The sequence below is a fragment of the Plebeiibacterium sediminum genome, assembly GCF_026013605.1.
Taxonomy (GTDB): domain Bacteria; phylum Bacteroidota; class Bacteroidia; order Bacteroidales; family Marinilabiliaceae; genus Saccharicrinis; species Saccharicrinis sediminus.
In genome coordinates this window covers 1-19,435 of record NZ_JAPDPJ010000023.1, presented here as the reverse complement: position 1 = coordinate 19,435, position 19,435 = coordinate 1, and the positions used below count along the sequence as shown (strand labels likewise).

The window sequence follows — 19,435 nt, the reverse complement described above, 5'->3', positions numbered from 1 at the left end:
TAGTACCATGAGATATAACCAGATATTTAAATTGTTGATTGTGTTATTAGTTGGAATGAATTTTTCGACGATAACCTTTGGACAAGATGTGGCTCAGTACAATCATTATATTGCGAATCAGGGTTTATTAAATCCTGCTTATAATGGAACACGCGATGTTATTAGTGGTTTACTAATAAATCGTAATCAGTGGATTGGTATTGAAGGAGCTCCAATGAATCAATCACTCAATGTACATGGACCCCTGGAGGATACTAACTTAGGTTTTGGTGTTTCCATCATGAATGATATGATTGGTTTTTCCAGAACCACAGATGCTATGATTGCAGCATCTTATAAGCTGGAAATTGATAGAAGGAGGTTTTTATCTTTGGGATTACAAGTAGGAGCCAGTTCAATTGTTTACGATGGTACTAAAGCTGTAACAGATCAGTATGGTGATCCTGTTTTTGCAGGTAAACAATCTAAAATAGGAATGAATGTAGGTTTTGGTGCCTATCTGTTTGAGGAAGATTATTTTGTTGGTTTTTCCGTACCTAAAATGTTCTCAAATAACTTTGATGAAGCTAACGAGACTTTCAAAAATACACTGGATTTCAAAAATATGACAATGTATTTATATGGAGGTTATGTTTTTGATTGGGGTGATGTAAAAGTAAAACCTACTTTATTATTTAGAGAGGTATATGGTGCGCCTTTACAGTTTGATGTATCAGGTAATGTGTTATTGATGGAAACGTTATGGTTAGGTTTATCCTATAGATCAATTTCAGATGTTGTGTTTTTAGCAGAATTTAAACCGAATCCTAAATCACCTTATACATTCAGATATTCTTTCGATTATTCTTTAAGTTCTCTTAATCAATATGCAAAAATTGGTTCTCACGAAATAGGTATCCAATTTGATTTTACGTTTAATAAGAGAGCAGGAATGCGATCTATCAGATATTTTTAATGTATAAATTATTTGATCTTATTTTTATTGTAAAATAGAATCTAATATTATTAACAGTATATAAATTTTTTCCTAACTTAAATTAGCTTTGTCAATAATTACGGGCAATTTGAGAAAAGACAACTTAATCATAGCTTTAATATCTTTAATTATGAAGAAGATTACACAATACATAGTTCTTTCCCTTTTTATTTTTCTTGGAACAATTAGTGTTCAAGGGCAAAGTAAATTAGTTAATAAAGGAGATAGTTACTATAAAAAAGCTGAGTATTACCAAGCACTACAATCCTATTTAGAAGCGCAAAATGAAGGCGAAAAACTTAGTGGTGAAGTGAAAGTTAAAATGGGAAAATGTTATTACGAGTTAAATAATATTGAAAGGGCACTGACAACATTACTAGAAGTTGAAGATCAGTTGTCTACTAAAGATGATTATATGGTATATGCCCAGGTTTATCAAAGATCAGGTTTATATGCAAAAGAAGATAGAGGTGCAATTTTTTGGTATGAAAAAGCTTTAAAAGCCGGTGCAAATCCAGTACAGGTTAACGAATTAATAGAGTCTTGTAATTGGGCTGCAGCTCACGAAGAGATAGAACCATATCGTGTAAATCCATCGCCAATTTTTACTTCTGGTCAATCGTTTGGTATACAGTATTATAAGAATGGAGTTGTTTATTCTTCTGCATCAGAGGAGGGTTCTAAAAATGTCGATAGACAAGGTAAATCATTTTTGAATTTATATTACTCTGATTTAAAAGGTAATGAAATACAAAAAGGAAGTCTTTTTTCTAAAAGTTTGGTGTCGCCTTATCATATAGGAGCTATTTCTTTTACTTCTGATTTTAATACAATGTACTTTACAAAAGTAGTGCGAGTAAAAGGAGGAGAGAGCCGTTTAAAGCTATTTAAAGTAAATTATGAAGGTAATGACTGGGGAAAGGAAATAGAGTTACCATTCATTAACGATAAGTATGATTATGGGCATCCTGCAGTGTCTCCGGATGATAAATTTTTATATTTTGTTTCAAATATGGAAGGAGGACAAGGAGGAAAGGATATTTACAGAGTAGAAAGATTACGTGGAGGTATGTATGGAACTGTTAAAAATCTGGGTCCTGAAATTAATACCTACGGTGACGAGGTTTTTCCTTTTGTTAGTAAAGATAATGTATTGTACTTTTCTTCAGATGGACATTATGGATTTGGTGGATTAGATATATTTAGAGCAGATTATGAGGATGGAGCATGGAAAAATGTAAGAAATATGTTAAAACCATTTAATGATGTGGCAGATGATTTTGCTTATGTTGTTAATCCTAAAGATCCTGAGCAAGGTTTCCTTTCCAGTAGCCGTACAGAAACTGGTGATGATGTAATCTTTACTGTAGAGTTTGTAGGTGAAAAAGATGAACCAGAAGTTGAACCGGAATTACCAAAAGAAGGTGATGTAATTGCATTAGAAGATTTACCTGAGGAACAAGGTCCTGTACAAGAAGATGCTAAAATTGATCTTTCAGCATATCCAGCTGTATTTTCAGCTAAGGTGAAGTCCACATTTAATAATTTAGCTGCTAAAGGTGTTAAAGTGGATATCATTGATGATGCTACAGGTAAAATCATTGCTAGTGGTATTTCAGATGATAAAGGAGTCTTTAATATTGATATTCCGGATGAGTATCGAAAAGATGGTCAGGAGTTGGAATTAGTATTCTCAAAAGAAGGAGAATTTAATTCAAAAAGAATGATTCTAAATATTATGGAACTGGCTGATTTAAATGAAAATGGATTGTCGTTAACTCCAATATTTAATGATGAAGTTTTAGATGATATTAGTGGAATGGTGCTTTATTATGTAGGTACAGAGCTTACAGAAGAAAGTAAAAAGACATTAGACAGATTGGCTACATATCTTCAAAATAACCCTCAAATTGTGGTTAAATTAAATTCTCATACAGATGCCAGAGGAAGCAAATTGGATAACTTATTCACATCACAACGAATGGGTGAAAAAGTAGAAGAAATGCTAATGAAGAAAGGTGTTGATAGTGAGGCTACAATCCCTAGAGGATATGGAGAAAGATATATAGTAAATAAATGTAAAAGAGGTGTTCTTTGTAGTGATGAAGAACAACTTAAAAATAGAAGAATAGAGGTGGTTGTTTGGAGAGTTAAAAAATAAGAACTGTTAAAGACCATAAATTAAATAAAGATGAAATCAACATACATTATATTTCTTGCAGTATTTACTTTAATATTTAGTTCCATTTCGGCTCAAAATAAAGTAGATAAATTAGGACCTTTGCGAACTTCAAAAAAGATAGTTAGTGTTTTTGAGCTTTCTGATAAACCTGATTATGCAATACAAATTATTGCATTAAAGTATCCTGCAGGCGAACCTGGCTTCTTTAATAATGTGCAGGAAGCCAGAGAGTTTGATTGTGCAGATGGTTATATGAAATATTGTGTGGGAAGTTACGAAACGCATAAATCTGCAGAAAATGAATTGATTTATTATCGCGATTTAGGGTATACTCAGGCATTTATAGTAAATACAAGTAAATATACGCTTAAGAGCAACAATAATTATTCTGGTAATACTAAATTTAAGCCAGATCCAAATAAAACTTATACCATACAATTAAGTGCTTTTAGATTCCCTGTTTATCTTAGTCATTTTAAAGGAATTGAGCAAGATGATATTATGGAGTTTTATTTGAAAGATAAGATTTACAGATATACAACAGGTAAATATAAGTATGAGGAAGCTGTAGCTGAATTAGGTAAAATTAAAGATAAAGGCTTTAAAAATGCTTATGTTACCGAATTAGATGCTTATCTACCGTATCAAATAGAATAAAAGATATATATTTGCAGACATATAGCAAGTCAGTCTATCGCCATTTATGGAGGAAAGTCCGGGCAATGCAGAGTACCATGCTTCTTAACTGGAAGATACCTGTGAGGGTATAGTAATGCAACAGAGAATAACCGCCTTATTTATAAGGTAAGGGTGAAAAGGTGAGGTAAGAGCTCACCGGTACTTATGGTAACATAGGTAGCCGTGTATCTCATGGATTGCAAGACCAAATATATCACGATTTCTTCGGATACAGAGCTACTCGTTTTGATGTTTTTACAGTCGTGAGGGGTAGGTTGCTGGAGCTTATGGGTAACTATAAGCCAAGACAAATGATAGACCATTCATCTAATGAATGACAGAACCCGGCTTATCGACTTGCTATTTTTTTTCTTTTTCTTACCTAATTTTAACCAAAGAAATTCTATTATGAAGGAGGTTATTTCTAAGGCTATTAAATATCTCACTGAAGACATATGGCGCATTCAAAAGTTTCAACTTTCCCGGCCTCATGTTATTATCATAAATACGCTACGAATTCTCTATTTAGCCATTAAAGGTTTTATTTACGATAAATGTCAGCAGAAAGCTTCTGCATTAACATTCTATTCATTAATGTCAGTTGTTCCTTTAGTTGCATTACTCTATGGTATTGCATTAGGTTTTGGTTTTGATGAGACCTTAAAATTAGAATTGACGCAAAAAATGGCAGGTCAAGAGGAAGTGTTAAGTTACATACTCGATTTAGCAGAAAGGTATGTTAAAAGCACTAAAAGTGGCATCATTATAGGAGTGGGGCTTGTAATCTTGTTTTGGTCTGTAATGCAGGTTTTAGGTAATATAGAACAAAGTTTTAACGATATATGGGAAGTAAAAAGATCGAGAAGTTTTGCCCGTAAGTTCACAGATTATATCGCTTTAATGATTGTTGCTTTCTTGTTTTTGATTTCGAGCAGTAGTATGATTGTTTTTGTTTCGGCAAAATTTAATAATTACGAGGTTTTAAGTTATTTAGGGAGTACATTAACTATGGTTATGCCATACGTTATTATTTGTTTGGCTTTTACCATGCTTATATTAATCATGCCAAATACAAAAGTTAATGTATTTTCTGCAATTGTTGGAGGTGTTGTAGCCGGAGTATTATTTCAGGTTCTACAATATTATTTTATCCATTTTATGGTGGGAGTTTCCAGATATAACGCTATATACGGTAGTTTTGCAGCTCTACCTTTATTTTTATTCTGGATGCAGGCTAGTTGGCTGATTGTAATGTTTGGTGCTGAAATATCATTTGCGATACAAAATGTAGATAGTTTTGAGTTTGCGGCTGATACAAAAAATATCAGTGTTGAATATAAGAGAGTAGTTGCCTTATTGCTCTGTTATGAAGTTATTAAGCGATTTGAGCAAGGAAAAGAGCCTGTGAATACATTGATGTTATCTGTTCATTTAAAACTGCCTATTCGCCTTATAAATGAAATAGTTTTTGATCTTGTAAAAAGTAATGTTTTAATTGAGGTAGCAAAAGATGGTAGGGGTGAAACGGCCTATCAGCCAGCTTTAGATATTAATAAGTTATCTGTTTCAGTAGTTTTGAATATGTTGGAAACTACCGGAAGTAAAAACCTTCACTTTGAAGAAACTGAGGATATGATTAAAGTTAAAAAAGTAGTTGAACGTTTTAAAGAAATGCGTGCCTCGTCCACTGAAAATGTATTATTAAAAGATTTATAAAAGAAAAGAGCTTCCTAATGGAAGCTCTTTTTATGCCGGCCGCATCAATTATGGACTATTTAAACTCCTGTATACAGGATTTGAGTGTTTGTAATCCTCGGTAATCCTCCGTATCATAAAGATAACCCGAAGGTGAGGCCCGCCCTAAAACTACATAACTTTACTCGGTTCTATTGTAGTGTTGAGTTTAACAATCTAAATAAAACTGATGCGGTTTTCTTTGTATCAATCTTACATAACAAAAGTAGTTTAATTTTTACTTCTATCCAAGAATTATCAAGGGTTTTGATTATTTTTTATGCTGTAAAATTTTGCTACATTTCAGTGTTTTTTTTGTTTAAAATTTCGCAAATGGTTTTCTTTACAGATTACCAGAAACTTATGAAATGAAGTATTCGATTATAGATATTGAAACAACGGGAGGTAATTTTAAAAATGGTAAAATTACAGAGATTGCCATATACGTGCATGATGGAAAAAATGTAATTGATGAATTTGTTTCATTAATAAATCCTGAACAATTTATTCCTCCCTACATTACACAATTGACTGGTATCAGTAATGAAATGGTAGTTAGTGCTCCTAAGTTTTATGAAATAGCAAAAAGAATTGTTGAGATTACTGAAGGAAGCGTTTTTGTAGCTCATAATGCCAGTTTTGATTATGGTTTTATTCAAGAGGAATTTCGTGCCCTTGGATATGAATTTAAAAGAGATACGCTCTGTACAGTCAAATTAAGTAGAAAATTATTACCCGGCTATAGTTCTTATAGTCTTGGGAATTTATGTGTACATCTTAATATAAATAACAACGCAAGGCATAGAGCTGCCGGGGATGCTTTGGCCACAGTTACACTCTTCGAGATATTATTATCAAAGAACCATGGTGTGATTATGCCTTTGGATGGTAATAAATATTTTACTGCAGAAAGTTTACATCCTGAATTAAGCATGGAGTGTATAGAATCTTTACCTGAAGCAGTGGGAGTATATTATTTTTATAATGAAAATAAAGATCTGATTTATATAGGAAAGAGTAAGTGTATAAAGAAAAGAGTTCTGACTCATCTTGGTACAGTTAAAGCTCAAAAAGCAGTAAGAATGAAATCAGAGGTAGCTTCTGTTGACTATTATATTACAGGTAGTGAGTTGGTAGCTTTATTAAAAGAATCAGCAGAGATAAAAAAACATAAACCAAAGTATAATCAAGCTCAAAAGAAGAGTAAAGTAAATGTTGGTTTATATAGTTTTAAAGACAGGAAGGGATATATTCGTTTTAATATTCTTAAAAATGATGGCAGGACAACTCCTCTGAATTCTTTTGAAACTCTAAAAGAGGCTAAGGTGTTTTTGGCAAATCAGGCAGAGAGATATGTGTTATGTCAAAAACTATGTGGTTTAAGCGACTCAGTTGGAAGCTGTTTTCAATATCAGATTAAAATGTGCAAAGGGGCTTGTGTTGATCAAGAGTCACCTGAATTGTATAATATAAGGGCCCGGAAATTTATCGATAGCATGGTGTTTTCGCAAAGTGACTGTGTAATTAAAGACGTTGGTAGAAACGAGGACGAAAATGCTGTTATTGCTATTAGAAATGGCAAATATATGGGGTATGGCTGGGTTGATAAATATCAGACCATTAACTCTATGGATCAAATTCTGGATTTTGTTAGTGCAAAAGATGACACTATGGATGCAAGGTTAATTATCAAACGACAGATTCAGGAAAATAAATCTTTAAAAATTATTGGGTTAACAGAAGAGCAATAAAGATTGCGGAAGGCGTAACTTATTTAGGAAATTTACTTTTTAAAACAATAAATCTCTCATGTGCTCCGATTGCAACAATATCTTTTTCATTATTAAAAAAAGCAAAATCGAAAAATAGTTTCTCCTGATCTACAAATTTAAGATGAGCTGAGCATGTTATTGTACTATCAATATTTACCGGGATAAGATGCTTAATATTGATCTCAGCGCTGATAGAAGTATATTCGGGTGGGATTCTTTCATGAACTAATTCACAAACAACCTGCTCCATAAAGACAATAAGTGAAGGAGTAGCCACAAAATCCATATCGCCGGTTTTTAAAAATGATGCCAGCTCCTCCCTTTTGATAATAAACTCTTTAGAGTGATGAATTCCTTGTTTTAAATAGTGACCAACTTCTTCCATTTTAGTGAAATTTAGATATTTTAATTATACCTAAATTTCAAAAAAATGTTTTGATTTATATCAATTTAAAATGATAAAATTCTTTAAAATTCACTGGTGAAGTGAAATACAATATCCTCAAAGTTTTGTTGAGCCAATTGAAGCATATATGATGAGTCTGCTAAAAATACATCGCGCCCTTGTTTATCTTTAGCCATATATTGGTTTTTTCTTCGCTTAAAATCTTCTAATTGTGCTTTATTATCCGATTTAATCCAACAGGCTTTGTATAAGTTAATCGGTTCATATCTACATTTAGCATTGTATTCATGTTCTAAACGATGTTCAATAACTTCAAATTGAAGTGCACCTACTGTTCCAATGATTTTTCGTCCGTTAAACTGACTTGTAAATAGCTGTGCTACACCTTCGTCCATAAGTTGGTCTATACCTTTGGCAAGTTGTTTGGATTTCATTGGATCCGCATTCTCAATATATCTAAATAATTCAGGTGAGAAACTAGGTAATCCTTTAAAGTTTACTTTTTCTCCTTCAGTAATAGTATCTCCAATAATAAAGTTACCAGAATCCGGTAAACCCACGATATCTCCTGGATAGGCCTCATCAATAATTGATTTCTTTTCTGCCATAAAAGCTGTAGGACTGGAGAATTTAAAGTTTTTTCCCTGACGAACATGCAGGTAATTCTTGTTTCTTTCAAATTTTCCCGAACATATTTTTACGAAAGCAATTCTGTTTCGGTGATTTGGATCCATGTTGGCATGAATTTTAAACACAAAACCGGAAAATTTATTTTCATCAGGTAAAATTGTTCTTTGTATTGTATCTGAAGGCTGCGGTTCTGGAGCAATTTCAAGAAAACAATTTAGTAACTCGTTTACTCCAAAGTTATTTAAAGCACTACCAAAAAATACAGGAGCCAATTCGCCTTTTAAATACTCTGAAACTTCAAATTCAGGATATACACCTTCTAAAAGTTCAATTTCTTCTCTTAAAAGTTCAGCTGCGTCATTTCCAATGTATCCTTCAACTTCAGCACTGTTTACATCAGAAATAGCAATGCTTTCCTCTACAGTCTGTTTACTGGCCTCAAATAGATTTAAGTTCGATTCCCAGATATTATATACACCTTTAAAAGAAGGACCGTTACCAATAGGCCAACTTAAAGGTCGTACGCTAATTTTTAGTTCTTCTTCAACCTCATCTAATAAATCGAAGGCATCTTTACTAGGTCTGTCCATTTTGTTAATAAACACCATAACCGGTGTTTTACGCATACGACAAACTTCCATTAACTTTCTCGTTTGTGCCTCAACACCCTTGGCTGCATCAACAACAATAATAACACTATCTACAGCAGTTAATGTTCGGAATGTATCTTCAGCAAAATCCTGGTGACCGGGAGTATCCAGAATATTAACTTTATGATCTTTATACTCAAAACCCATTACAGATGTAGCAACAGAGATACCACGTTGCTTTTCTATTTCCATAAAGTCAGAAGTAGCAGTTTTTTTAATCTTATTAGATTTTACTGCTCCCGCTACATGTATTGCACCTCCAAATAATAGTAGTTTTTCAGTAAGTGTTGTTTTACCTGCATCAGGGTGACTGATTATGGCAAATGTTCTTCTTCTTTGTATCTCCTCAATTAAGCTCATATTCTGTAATTATAAAAACGAGCGCAAATTTAATTAATGTATTGGTATTTTGAAGTTTTGAGACCTACTTTTTAAAGTAAGAATTTAAAGACTACGAATTTTTTATCCGAAACAATAGATTTGTTGTTAATTTATAAGCTGAAGGTTTGATTTTACATAAAATTATTGGATTTTTAAGCTTCGAAATTATAAAAGTAATATTTATGAGTTGGACGAATTATCATGGACACTGTAATTATTGTGATGGTCATGGAAAAATTGAGGATTATATTGTTAAAGCAATAGAGTATAACATGCCTGTAATTGGAATTTCCTCCCATGCTCCAGTTCCTTTTGATTGCTTTTGGACAATGAAAGAAGATCAATTGCAAAACTATGATAATGAAGTAATGCAGTTGCAGGAAAAGTATAAACATAAAATTACAGTTCTTAAATCACTTGAAATAGATTATTTGCCTGGATACGGTGGTTTTAATAAAGCCGTCCTTGATCATATAGATTTAGATTATCGTATCGGAAGTATCCATTTTATTGATAGATTTAAGAACGGAAATTCTTGGGGAATAGATGGAAGCTTTGATGAGTTTAAAGAAGGGTTGAGAGAAATATTTAACAATGATATTCAGTTGGCAGTTAAGCGATTTTATGAGTTAACAAGGGGCCTAATAAAAAATCAGCAGTTTGAAATACTCGGGCATTTTGATAAAATTAAAATGCACAATGTAGTTGAACCATTATTTGATGAATCAGAAGATTGGTATATAAAAGAGGTCGAGTCTGTTTTATCATTGGTTGCTGAAAAAGGAATTATTGTTGAAATTAATACAAAGTCGTATGAAAAAAACGGACTATTATTTCCGGGACCAGAAATATTTCCATTATTAAAAAAATACAATATACCGGTTACAATAAATAGTGATGCACATATTCCTGAAAAACTTCAATCATCTTATACAGAAGTAGCCCTTATGTTAATTGAGGCAGGCTTTACTACTTTAAGAGAATACAAAGATGGAGTTTGGTGCGATGTTGCGTTTAATAAAGATGGATTACAATGGATAGACTAGATTATTCAATGGAGATTATAGATGTTAACGATAAAAAACAAACAGATGCTTTATTATCGTTGATGAATGATTATATGCTTGATGATATGGGCTTAAATGCAGAGTTACCTGAAGAACTGGGTGCTAAAATAGTTAAAGGCTTACAACATCAAAATAATTACATGGGGTTTCTTTTAAAAGAGGGGATAAGGTATGTTGCTCTGGCCAATTGTTTTATTGGATTTTCAACATTTAAGGCAAAGCAGGTTTTAAATATTCATGATTTTGTAGTAACTCCTGATTATAGAAGAAATGGGGCCGGTTATACCTTACTTAGTAATATTAATGATTATTGTAAACAGAATAATTATGGGAAAGTTACTTTAGAAGTAAGAAAGGATAATGAAAAAGCGATGAAGTTATATCTAAAATCAGGCTTTAAAGATTGTAATCCTCGAATGTATTTTTGGGAGAATATATTTTAGTGGATATTTTTCTGAATAAAAAGCAAATTTTTTTATGTCAATGAGAAAAATGCTTTATGATGCTGTGTATGTGTTTCATATTGTTGACGAAAGTGGGACTAATATTGATTAATTAATGATTATTTTGGATAAGAAAAATGCAATTAAACTATATATTAACTTATGATTTGTTTGCAATCAGATATTAATATCCTATTTTTACGCAACCTTTGTGCATTTTGCAATATTTGTATTGTAACATTTTTGTTGAGTTAGCGTAATAAATATCAAATTAATTATTAGATGTTTATGGCGTAATTAAATGAAAAACAAAGGTTAGTTTATTTAACATTGAATTATTTCAGTTAATATATTGGCACAACACAAGAAAAATAATCAAATCATGGCTAATAATAAGTATATATATGATCCGGAAACTTTAAGCTATATTCCAGTAGAAAATACACTGAAATCTAAATTAAAGAAGCTGGTTCCATATGCAATTGGTGGAGGATTATTTGGTTTAGGTATTTATATTGTTACTGCAGTATTTTATTTTACTCCCAAAGAAAAGTTACAGGCTCAACAAATAAAGGATATGAAATCCCGACAGGCGATTTTTATTGAGAGATTAAATGAGGCTGATAAAGAATTAGATGAATTGGCAGTTCTTGATGATAGTCTGTATAGAACTATGTTAGGAGTTATTCCTTTAGATTCAACACAAAGGATGGCAGGTACCGGGGGTAGCAATAGTTATGAAGAAATGATAAATTCAGATATTCCTTCTGAGATTATTGATTCGTATAAAATGCTTGATAACCTGGTTGCTAAAATGAATGTTCAGAAATCATCTTATTCAGAACTGTTTAAAGAGGCTACAATTAATGTAAATCGTTTACAGCATCTGCCTGCTATCATACCTATTTCAAACTGGGATTTAAAATATATAGGTTCTGGTTTTGCCCCACGTCGTTTTCATCCTATTCTTAAAAGATGGAGACAGCATGAAGGCATCGATTTTATTGCTAATGTAGGAACAAAAATATTTGCAGCAGCTGATGGCGTTGTATCAAGTGCCAGATTATCGGATAGTTTTGGTAGAGTTGTAGAAATTGATCATGGTTTTGGTATCACTACATTATATGCTCACATGAGTAAGTTTGAAGTTAAGCAAGGACAAAAAGTAAAAAGGGGAGAGGTAGTTGGTTATGTTGGAAATACAGGCTTAAGTGCTGGTCCGCACCTTCATTATGAAGTTCATGTTCATGGTAAGGAAGTTGATCCGGTTAATTACTTTTTTAAAGATTTAACAGCTCAGGAATACAGAGCAGTTGTTGAAAAAGCACAAAGCGTGGAAACATGCATGGAATAAGTACAAGATTATAGATTATAATATTACAAAGGACTGCCTGAAGGTGGTCCTTTTTTGTTTAAATAGATAGCTTAGAATAACTTTGATTTCGCAGAATATTAAGGCTAATAGAGTGTTGTAGAATACAGATAATGGGTTGTTTATTGAGTTAATGTTAACGTGCTGGAGCTAAATGTAATTTTAAAACAATATCTAATATTATAAATGAAATATCTAAAATTAAAATAGCATTCATTTAGTTAACAATAATTTTATCCTCTGATCCTTTGCTTTTATAATTAAGCTTTGGGCAGAGGATTTTTTTATTTCAATATAAAATGTTAATTATATGAAACGAGTCATAAGAAAAAATTCTAAAACACGAGAATGCTTTTTTTTGGCGAGTTGCAAGAGGCAATAAAAATAAAATTTTAGACATATGAAATCACACGTTTATTATCCCCTTCTTTTATTATTTAGTATCCTATTTAACGGATTAAATGCACAAAATAAATCCGCAATTAATCCTGTAATTCATGCAGATGTTCCGGATATTTCAATCATACGGGTAGGGGAAACCTATTACATGAGTAGTACTACGATGCACATGAGTCCGGGTGTACCTATAATGAAATCTAAGGATTTGGTGAATTGGGAAATCGTGAGTTATTGTTATGATATTCTTGAAGATGTGGATGAATTAAATCTGAATAATGGAAAGAGTACCTATGGAAGAGGTTCCTGGGCAAGTAGCATAAGACATCATAACGGAAGGTATTATGTATCTACTTTTGCGGGAACAACAGGTAAAACATATATCTATTCAACTAAAAATATAGAGAAAGGACCCTGGAAGAAGATAGCCTTTAAACCTATGTTACACGACCATTCATTGTTCTTTGATGATGATGGAAAAACCTACATGGTTTATGGTAGTGGTAAAATAAAACTGGTAGAGTTAAATAAAAAGCTCGATGGCATTGTTCCTGAATCAGAACAAGTAATAATTGAAAATGCAGGACTACCTGCAGGAGATAACTTAATGCTTCCTGCCGAAGGTTCTCAATTATTTAAGATTAATGGTAAATACTATTTATTTAATATAACATGGCCCAGAGGAGGTATGAGAACAGTTATTGTTCATCGTGCAGATAAAATTACTGGTCCTTATGAGGGCAGACTTGCATTGCAGGATAAAGGAGTTGCACAGGGTGGTTTGATTGATACACCTGAAGGAAAGTGGTTTTCATATTTGTTTAAGGATAATGGAGCAGTTGGTCGTATTCCTTATTTGGTACCTGTAAACTGGAAAGATGGCTGGCCTGTATTGGGTATTGATGGAAAGGTGCCTGAAGAACTAAAACTTCCTGCTCAAAAGGGATTAATTCCAGGTATTGTAGCTTCGGATGATTTTTTACGTAATAAAAAGGATGCAGATTTACCTTTGGTATGGCAATGGAATCATAATCCGGATAATGCACTTTGGTCGGTTCATGAAAGGAATGGTTTCCTGCGATTGAAGACAGGAAGAGTAGATGATAATTTTCTTTCAGCTAAAAATACTCTAACTCAAAGAACTTATGGTCCAACATGTTCCGGTTCAATAAAGCTAGATGTTTCTAATATGAAAGAGGGCGATTTTGCAGGTCTGGCATTATTGCAAAAAAAATATGGATTGGTAGGAGTAAAGTTTCAGGGAGATACTAAAAAGCTTATAATGGTTAGCGCACAAACCGATAAACCTGTTGAAGTTGAAAGTGTGCCATTAAATCAATCAACTATTTATTTTAAAGCAGATTGCCATTTAAACGGGTGGCCGGAAGAAGCTTATTTCTATTATAGTCTGGATGGTAAAGAATGGAAAAAGATAGGTTCAAAATTAGAAATGAGATACACTTTACCACACTTTATGGGCTATCGTTTTGGTTTGTTTTGTTATGCAACAAAAGAAGCTGGTGGCTATGTCGATTTTGATTATTTCCATATTACCAAAGAAGTATCTCCAAAACCTAAGACATATGTTTTTCTAAGTCTTGGGCAATCTAATATGGAAGGAAACGCTAAAATTGAGGCTCAGGATACTATAAATGTGAATCAAAGATTTCAGGTGATGGCTACAGTTGACTGTCCGGAACTTGGCAGAACTAAAGGGAAATGGTACACTGCAAATCCACCTTTATGTCGTTGTTATACGGGATTAACACCTACTGATTATTTTGGGAGAACTTTGGTAGAGAGTTTGCCTGAGCATATAAAAGTTAGCGTAATCAATGTGGCAGTAGGAGGGTGTAAGATTGAACTTTTTGATAAGGCGAACTATCAGTCTTACGTGGATTCTTCTCCTGATTGGTTAAAAAATATGGTAAAAGAGTACGATGGCGACCCATATGGCAGATTAGTTGAAATGGCAAAGTTAGCACAAAAGGATGGTGTTATTAAAGGTATTCTTTTGCATCAGGGAGAATCAAATACCGGAGATACGCTCTGGACTAAAAAAGTAAAACTGGTATATGATAATTTAATAGCTGATTTAGGTCTGAATCCTGCTGAAGTACCTTTATTAGCAGGAGAAATGGTAAGTGCAATTGAAGGTGGCAGATGTGCAAGTATGAATGCAATTATTAATACTCTTCCTGAAGTTATTCCAAACTCCTATGTTATTTCTTCAGAAGGTTGTCCGGCCAAAAGTGATCAGTTGCATTTTACGGCTGAAGGATATCGGATTTTAGGCAAAAGATATGCTGAAATGATGCTGTCTATATTAGGATATAAAGAGTAATCTGATTATTGTATTTAACTCAAACGGCCATATTGTCGTATTGTAATATGGCCGTTTGTTAAAATATATCAGTGCGTTGAAATATTCTTAATAGGTTTTAATTTCTACATAGGTATCTTCAAAATCCTCTGAACTAACTTTAAGTTTTACAGCACCTGTTTTACCCTTAATGCTTTTGATCACAACCATAGCTTTACCTTTCCAGGCTTTTCTTTGATTGCTTATGTATGGATCCACATCTTTTATATTAGCGTTATCTACACCAACAATTACAGCTGGTCCATCAATTGCAAAATTTAATAAATTAGAAGCATTGGGCTCTAATACGCCGTTTTTATCGAGTAACTCAACTGAAATATAGGCAAGGCTTTGACCATCTGCTTTAATTTCATTTTTATCGCTCGATAATGAAATCTGAGTAGCTTCTTCTGCAGTCTGTAAAATAGTTGTTTCAACATCTTTGTCTTCCATAATACCAACAGCTTTTAATTCGTCCTTTTCATAGGGAAGTTTAAAGGTGGCCTTAAATGCGGTTTCAATATTAGTGGCTTGTTCTCCAACAAGTTTATTGTTTAAGAAAAGTCTTACTTTAGGGTATTTAGAATAGACTTCCACTTCTATATCTTTACCTTCAAAACCAGGCCATGTCCAGCTTTCCCATGTTGGATAAACTGACCACATGGTTTCTATGATTTTGAACGGCTTAGGCTCTGGTTCTCGGACTGCCATATAGAGTTTTTCATTGTCATTATAAAGCATGCTTCTGTAATGAGAAATAGGTTTGCGCCAGCCTAATAAATCTATATCACCACAATAGGCACCATGCCAGGGAAATAACTGTCTTTCCCAGTGTTCGCCGGGAACATCACCAGAGTAATAATTTCGACCAATACCAGATTCTCCAAGGTAATCGATAGCTGTCCAAACAAAATCGCCAATGATATAAGAATGATCTTGAACTAATTTCCAGTTGGCAAAAGCATCGCGAGGATAGGATTCTGTTTGCACAATAACTCTGGAAGGAACTCTCTTGTGATCATCAGGAGCTCTATGTAATTGGTAGTTGTATCCACATACATCATGAGCAGCCATTAATGGATCAAAAATATCCCAGTCATTATCCCATGTTGTCATGGCCGAAGTTACAGGCCTTGTTGTATCGTATTTTTTGACAAAGGCAGACAACATTTTAGCTGTTTCAACGGCTTCCGGCTCTTTTCGTTCAATAATTTCATTACCAATACTCCACATTATGATTGAGGGATGATTTCTGTCTCTTAACACCATTGAGGCAATATCCTTTTCACTCCAGTCCTCAAATACAGTAGAATAATCATGGGGTGTTTTTGCTGTTTTCCAGCCGTCAAAGGCTTCGTCAATAACCATTAAACCTAATCTGTCACAGGCATCTAAAAACGCTTCAGATGGAATATTATGAGAGGTACGTACCGCATTAAAGCCTGCAGCTTTTAATAGTTCCACTTTACGCTCTTCAGCTCTGTCGTATGCAGCAGCTCCCAGACAACCATTGTCGCTATGGGCACAACCTCCATTTATCAATACCTTCTTACCATTGAGCTCAAATCCATTTTCAGTCGTAAACTTAATGGTGCGAATACCAAAGCTTTTGTTGGTTTGATCAAGTACTTTATCTTCTTTTTTAATAGATATATGAGCCTGATACATGTTAGGATGATCAGTGCTCCATAAATCAGGAGATTTAACTACAATATGCTGGTTTAAATCTTTTGTACTATTTGCAGGTATTTCTATACTGGTAAGTTTAGAGCCTTTTTTCTGGCCCTTGGCATTATAAATTATAGTAGAAATTGAAATATTTTGAGATGATGAAGTTTCGTTTTTTACTAATGTTTGGATATTAACGCTAGCCTTTTTATCGGATACTTCAGGAGTTGTAATATAAACTCCCCAATGATTGATATTAACTGGTTCTTTTACTTGTATCCAAACATGGCGATAGATGCCGGAACCACTATACCATCTACAGTTTTTTTGTTTAGCGTTATCAACCCGAACCGCAATTAGGTTTTCTTCACCAGGCTTAATATAGTTGGTTAAATCATAATAAAATGAAGAATACCCATAAGGATAAACACCTATCGATTTACCATTAATAAATACTTCTGAGTTCATATAAACGCCCTCAAAAAAGATCGATATTTTCTTATTGTTCCATGCTTTAGGTGCTGTGAAGGTTTTACGATACCAACCTATACCCGTTGGGAAATATCCACCATCATTACCTGCAGGATTATCCGGACAAACTTGTCCTTCTATACTCCAGTCGTGAGGTAGATCTAGTGCTCTCCATTCGTTATCATTAAAATCCACATTGCTAGCATCGGGAATATCTCCTAAATGGAACTTCCAGTTAAAATCAAATAATTGTTTTCTGTTGTTGTTTAGTTCATTTTGGGCCTTTGCCGGCAAATAGGTAAATGCGAGGAGTATTATAAAAGGGACTATTTTCATATTAATGTTCATGCTTTCAATATTGTCAGTTTATGTTTTGTAATTATACTGTATTTAAGGATGAAAAGGCTTTTTGATTATTAATTGATCTCCGGATAAATCAACTTCAAAAAGGTGAGGTACTCTGTGGTAATGGCCATTAATTTCTTTGTGACTGTGAACCGACATTAATGTTTTTCCATCAAAAGTTTTAAATAACATGCCATGGCCAAAGTTTGGAGGTGTAATAGGGTCTTCTTCCTGAATCCAAGGGCCATCTAAAGTCCCACTTTCAGAGTATGCCACTCCTTGGGTGTACACATCATAAATCCAGCTGGTCCATATCATCCCGAGTTTTCCAGTTTCTGTTTTAAACAGGTATGGTCCATCAGTCACCTTATTCGGAACATCATTTCCATCCTGATCCTTTTCTCTGCTCCAGGGTGAATCGCTGGCTTTAAAAAGAAGTTTCCCTTCATCCACTGAACCACTTAGGTCGGGTTTTAATTCAATCTTTTCAATGGTGCCGTTCAAATTTTGTAACCATTCATAACAATATATCATATAGGGTTTGTTATCTGTATCAATCCAAAATGTTCCATCAAGAGTAGGTTTGTCGGCAGGAAGATAAGTTGGATCTTTCATTGGCTTATAAGGACCTTCTGGCGAATCTGAAACTAAGATATGGCTGGCTCTTCGTTCAATTTTATTGCCTGCAACAGTATCAATAATTACATCTCTGTTAGTAAACGTAGCAAAATAATAGTATTTGTCTTTATAAGCATGTAATTCAGCAGCCCATATCATTGGATCTGGACCCATCCATGAGTTGGAATCTGTTTCTGTTACAATAAAAGGACCTTCCCAAAGTTTTAAGTCTTTACTTTTCCATAATTTACCACCTGTACCTGTCATATAATAGGTTTGACTAGCTGAATCGGCTAAAATGCACGGGTCACTTAATTTAATAGAATCGATAGGAGTATAGCTAATTTGTTTTTGAGTAGTATTATTACAACTGGTATTAAAAAATCCTCCAAACAAAACTGCTAATAATCCAATAAAGGTAGCTAACGTAAATTTTGATTTTAGTTTAACCATTTTAAAACTGATTTATAGTATACATTTAAATATTGATTGTAAATCTAAAGAAATAGGGATGAGTCAGGGGTGAAATATTTGTCAAAAAAGAACGTGATTTCACCATTTTATACTTTAGAATTATTGTTGTAATAAACTGAAGTATTTTTATAATTTCTTTATTTTTAGCAGGATTAGGCTGGTTAAATGATTATTGGATTACAGTAATTATAATTCTTTTATAGCGGGTTAATGAAGGGATTCCATTATCTGATACTTCACATATTAAATGAATTATAGAGCCGGGTTTTGCATCTTTGGATAAACGAAATTCAATTTTCGGTGCATGTGATTCGTCAATAACTTTATTAATTGTACCAGCCTCCTCATGTTGCCACCATTTGAATTTTAAGGTGTCGTCATCCGGGTCGATAGAGTTGGATGCATCAAATTTTAATTTAGAACCAGCTTTTGCATATACGTCTAATTCAGATTTTTTGAGACGAATCACAGGATGATGATTGGCTGAGGCATAGTCTTTTACACACCAATCTGCCCTTGCAGCAAAGTCATTCTGTACATCGGGTATCCAACGCCAGATAGGTTTAAAATAGTTCGTCCGTATTTCAACTTTTTCATCAATAGTGTCATGTTCCATCTTTTTAGACCAACTATTACTAAAATACCATTGACCTTTGGGTCTGATAAAAGAGGAATCGGGTAGAGGATCCATCCAAACATTGTTACGAATCTTTACACTAAGTACATGACAAAAGTTTATAACATTCATCTAAATCGCTGTTATTTATTGGATTGATTAACGCGTTTGCGATTCTAATCAGTCCGTATTTA

Annotated in this window: 14 protein-coding genes and 1 other RNA gene; 10 read left to right on the top strand and 5 right to left on the bottom strand. The window is 33.5% G+C overall.

What is annotated here, in order from left to right; translation table 11 throughout:
* Window positions 1–7: 7 nt before the first annotated feature.
* The 6 genes from OM075_RS11190 to OM075_RS11165 all read left to right on the top strand — a co-directional run bounded on the left by OM075_RS11190 (window position 8) and on the right by OM075_RS11165 (window position 7,321).
* The gene (locus OM075_RS11190; RefSeq protein WP_301190601.1) at window positions 8–955 is read left to right on the top strand and encodes a PorP/SprF family type IX secretion system membrane protein; all 948 of its coding nucleotides are present in this window, start codon (window positions 8–10) and stop codon (window positions 953–955) included.
* 151 nt (window positions 956–1,106) lie between these two features.
* Window positions 1,107–3,137, top strand: coding sequence for an OmpA family protein (locus OM075_RS11185; RefSeq protein WP_301190600.1), 2,031 nt, complete (start codon window positions 1,107–1,109; stop codon window positions 3,135–3,137).
* Window positions 3,138–3,167: 30 nt separating this feature from the next.
* A complete protein-coding gene (locus OM075_RS11180; protein ID WP_301190599.1) occupies window positions 3,168–3,815 on the top strand; it encodes an SPOR domain-containing protein in 648 nt (215 codons plus the stop codon).
* A 21-nt stretch (window positions 3,816–3,836) separates the two neighbouring features.
* Window positions 3,837–4,204: RNase P RNA component class A (gene rnpB / locus OM075_RS11175), an RNA gene on the top strand.
* A gap of 40 nt (window positions 4,205–4,244) precedes the next feature.
* Window positions 4,245–5,552, top strand: a complete 1,308-nt coding sequence (locus OM075_RS11170) for a YihY/virulence factor BrkB family protein (RefSeq protein ID WP_301190598.1) — start codon at window positions 4,245–4,247, stop codon at window positions 5,550–5,552.
* A gap of 386 nt (window positions 5,553–5,938) precedes the next feature.
* The gene (locus OM075_RS11165; protein ID WP_301190597.1) at window positions 5,939–7,321 is read left to right on the top strand and encodes an exonuclease domain-containing protein; all 1,383 of its coding nucleotides are present in this window, start codon (window positions 5,939–5,941) and stop codon (window positions 7,319–7,321) included.
* A 19-nt stretch (window positions 7,322–7,340) separates the two neighbouring features.
* Here the strand turns inward: OM075_RS11165 and OM075_RS11160 are convergent, their stop codons facing one another.
* Entirely contained in the window at window positions 7,341–7,727 is a 387-nt protein-coding gene (locus OM075_RS11160) for a thioesterase family protein (RefSeq protein WP_301190596.1), read from the bottom strand.
* Window positions 7,728–7,810: 83 nt separating this feature from the next.
* On the bottom strand, window positions 7,811–9,388 hold the full coding sequence (locus tag OM075_RS11155; protein ID WP_301190595.1) for a peptide chain release factor 3: 1,578 nt from the start codon (window positions 9,386–9,388) through the stop codon (window positions 7,811–7,813).
* Window positions 9,389–9,591: 203 nt separating this feature from the next.
* Between OM075_RS11155 and OM075_RS11150 the strand changes: the two genes are divergently transcribed.
* From OM075_RS11150 to OM075_RS11135, 4 genes are all read left to right on the top strand, one after another.
* The gene (locus OM075_RS11150; protein ID WP_301190594.1) at window positions 9,592–10,455 is read left to right on the top strand and encodes a histidinol-phosphatase; all 864 of its coding nucleotides are present in this window, start codon (window positions 9,592–9,594) and stop codon (window positions 10,453–10,455) included.
* The gene (locus tag OM075_RS11145; RefSeq protein ID WP_301190593.1) at window positions 10,443–10,919 is read left to right on the top strand and encodes a GNAT family N-acetyltransferase; all 477 of its coding nucleotides are present in this window, start codon (window positions 10,443–10,445) and stop codon (window positions 10,917–10,919) included. Before OM075_RS11150 ends, OM075_RS11145 begins: the two co-directional genes overlap by 13 nt.
* A gap of 382 nt (window positions 10,920–11,301) precedes the next feature.
* Window positions 11,302–12,273, top strand: coding sequence for a M23 family metallopeptidase (locus OM075_RS11140; protein ID WP_301190592.1), 972 nt, complete (start codon window positions 11,302–11,304; stop codon window positions 12,271–12,273).
* 418 nt (window positions 12,274–12,691) lie between these two features.
* Window positions 12,692–15,031: a beta-xylosidase family glycoside hydrolase gene (locus OM075_RS11135; RefSeq protein ID WP_301190591.1), complete on the top strand. Its 2,340-nt coding sequence runs from the start codon at window positions 12,692–12,694 to the stop codon at window positions 15,029–15,031.
* A gap of 87 nt (window positions 15,032–15,118) precedes the next feature.
* Here OM075_RS11135 and OM075_RS11130 read toward each other — a convergent pair whose 3' ends face one another.
* The 3 genes from OM075_RS11130 to OM075_RS11120 form a co-directional block, all read right to left on the bottom strand.
* On the bottom strand, window positions 15,119–17,536 hold the full coding sequence (locus OM075_RS11130; RefSeq protein ID WP_301190590.1) for a glycoside hydrolase family 2 TIM barrel-domain containing protein: 2,418 nt from the start codon (window positions 17,534–17,536) through the stop codon (window positions 15,119–15,121).
* A gap of 42 nt (window positions 17,537–17,578) precedes the next feature.
* The gene (locus OM075_RS11125) at window positions 17,579–18,604 is read right to left on the bottom strand and encodes a glycoside hydrolase family 43 protein (RefSeq protein ID WP_301190589.1); all 1,026 of its coding nucleotides are present in this window, start codon (window positions 18,602–18,604) and stop codon (window positions 17,579–17,581) included.
* A gap of 190 nt (window positions 18,605–18,794) precedes the next feature.
* Window positions 18,795–19,373: a hypothetical protein gene (locus OM075_RS11120; protein ID WP_301190588.1), complete on the bottom strand. Its 579-nt coding sequence runs from the start codon at window positions 19,371–19,373 to the stop codon at window positions 18,795–18,797.
* Window positions 19,374–19,435: the final 62 nt, after the last annotated feature.

Bases quoted from the DNA above. Each gene is read 5' to 3' on its own strand.
- OM075_RS11180 (WP_301190599.1), top strand. From the start codon at position 3,168: ATGAAATCAACATACATTATATTTCTTGCAGTATTTACTTTAATATTT.
- OM075_RS11135 (WP_301190591.1), top strand. From the start codon at position 12,692: ATGAAATCACACGTTTATTATCCCCTTCTTTTATTATTTAGTATCCTA.
- OM075_RS11130 (WP_301190590.1), bottom strand. From the start codon at position 17,536: ATGAACATTAATATGAAAATAGTCCCTTTTATAATACTCCTCGCATTT.
- OM075_RS11150 (WP_301190594.1), top strand. From the start codon at position 9,592: ATGAGTTGGACGAATTATCATGGACACTGTAATTATTGTGATGGTCAT.
- OM075_RS11140 (WP_301190592.1), top strand. From the start codon at position 11,302: ATGGCTAATAATAAGTATATATATGATCCGGAAACTTTAAGCTATATT.
- OM075_RS11160 (WP_301190596.1), bottom strand. From the start codon at position 7,727: ATGGAAGAAGTTGGTCACTATTTAAAACAAGGAATTCATCACTCTAAA.
- OM075_RS11120 (WP_301190588.1), bottom strand. From the start codon at position 19,373: ATGAATGTTATAAACTTTTGTCATGTACTTAGTGTAAAGATTCGTAAC.
- OM075_RS11190 (WP_301190601.1), top strand. From the start codon at position 8: ATGAGATATAACCAGATATTTAAATTGTTGATTGTGTTATTAGTTGGA.
- OM075_RS11125 (WP_301190589.1), bottom strand. From the start codon at position 18,604: ATGGTTAAACTAAAATCAAAATTTACGTTAGCTACCTTTATTGGATTA.
- OM075_RS11165 (WP_301190597.1), top strand. From the start codon at position 5,939: ATGAAGTATTCGATTATAGATATTGAAACAACGGGAGGTAATTTTAAA.
- OM075_RS11145 (WP_301190593.1), top strand. From the start codon at position 10,443: ATGGATAGACTAGATTATTCAATGGAGATTATAGATGTTAACGATAAA.
- OM075_RS11170 (WP_301190598.1), top strand. From the start codon at position 4,245: ATGAAGGAGGTTATTTCTAAGGCTATTAAATATCTCACTGAAGACATA.
- OM075_RS11185 (WP_301190600.1), top strand. From the start codon at position 1,107: ATGAAGAAGATTACACAATACATAGTTCTTTCCCTTTTTATTTTTCTT.
- OM075_RS11155 (WP_301190595.1), bottom strand. From the start codon at position 9,388: ATGAGCTTAATTGAGGAGATACAAAGAAGAAGAACATTTGCCATAATC.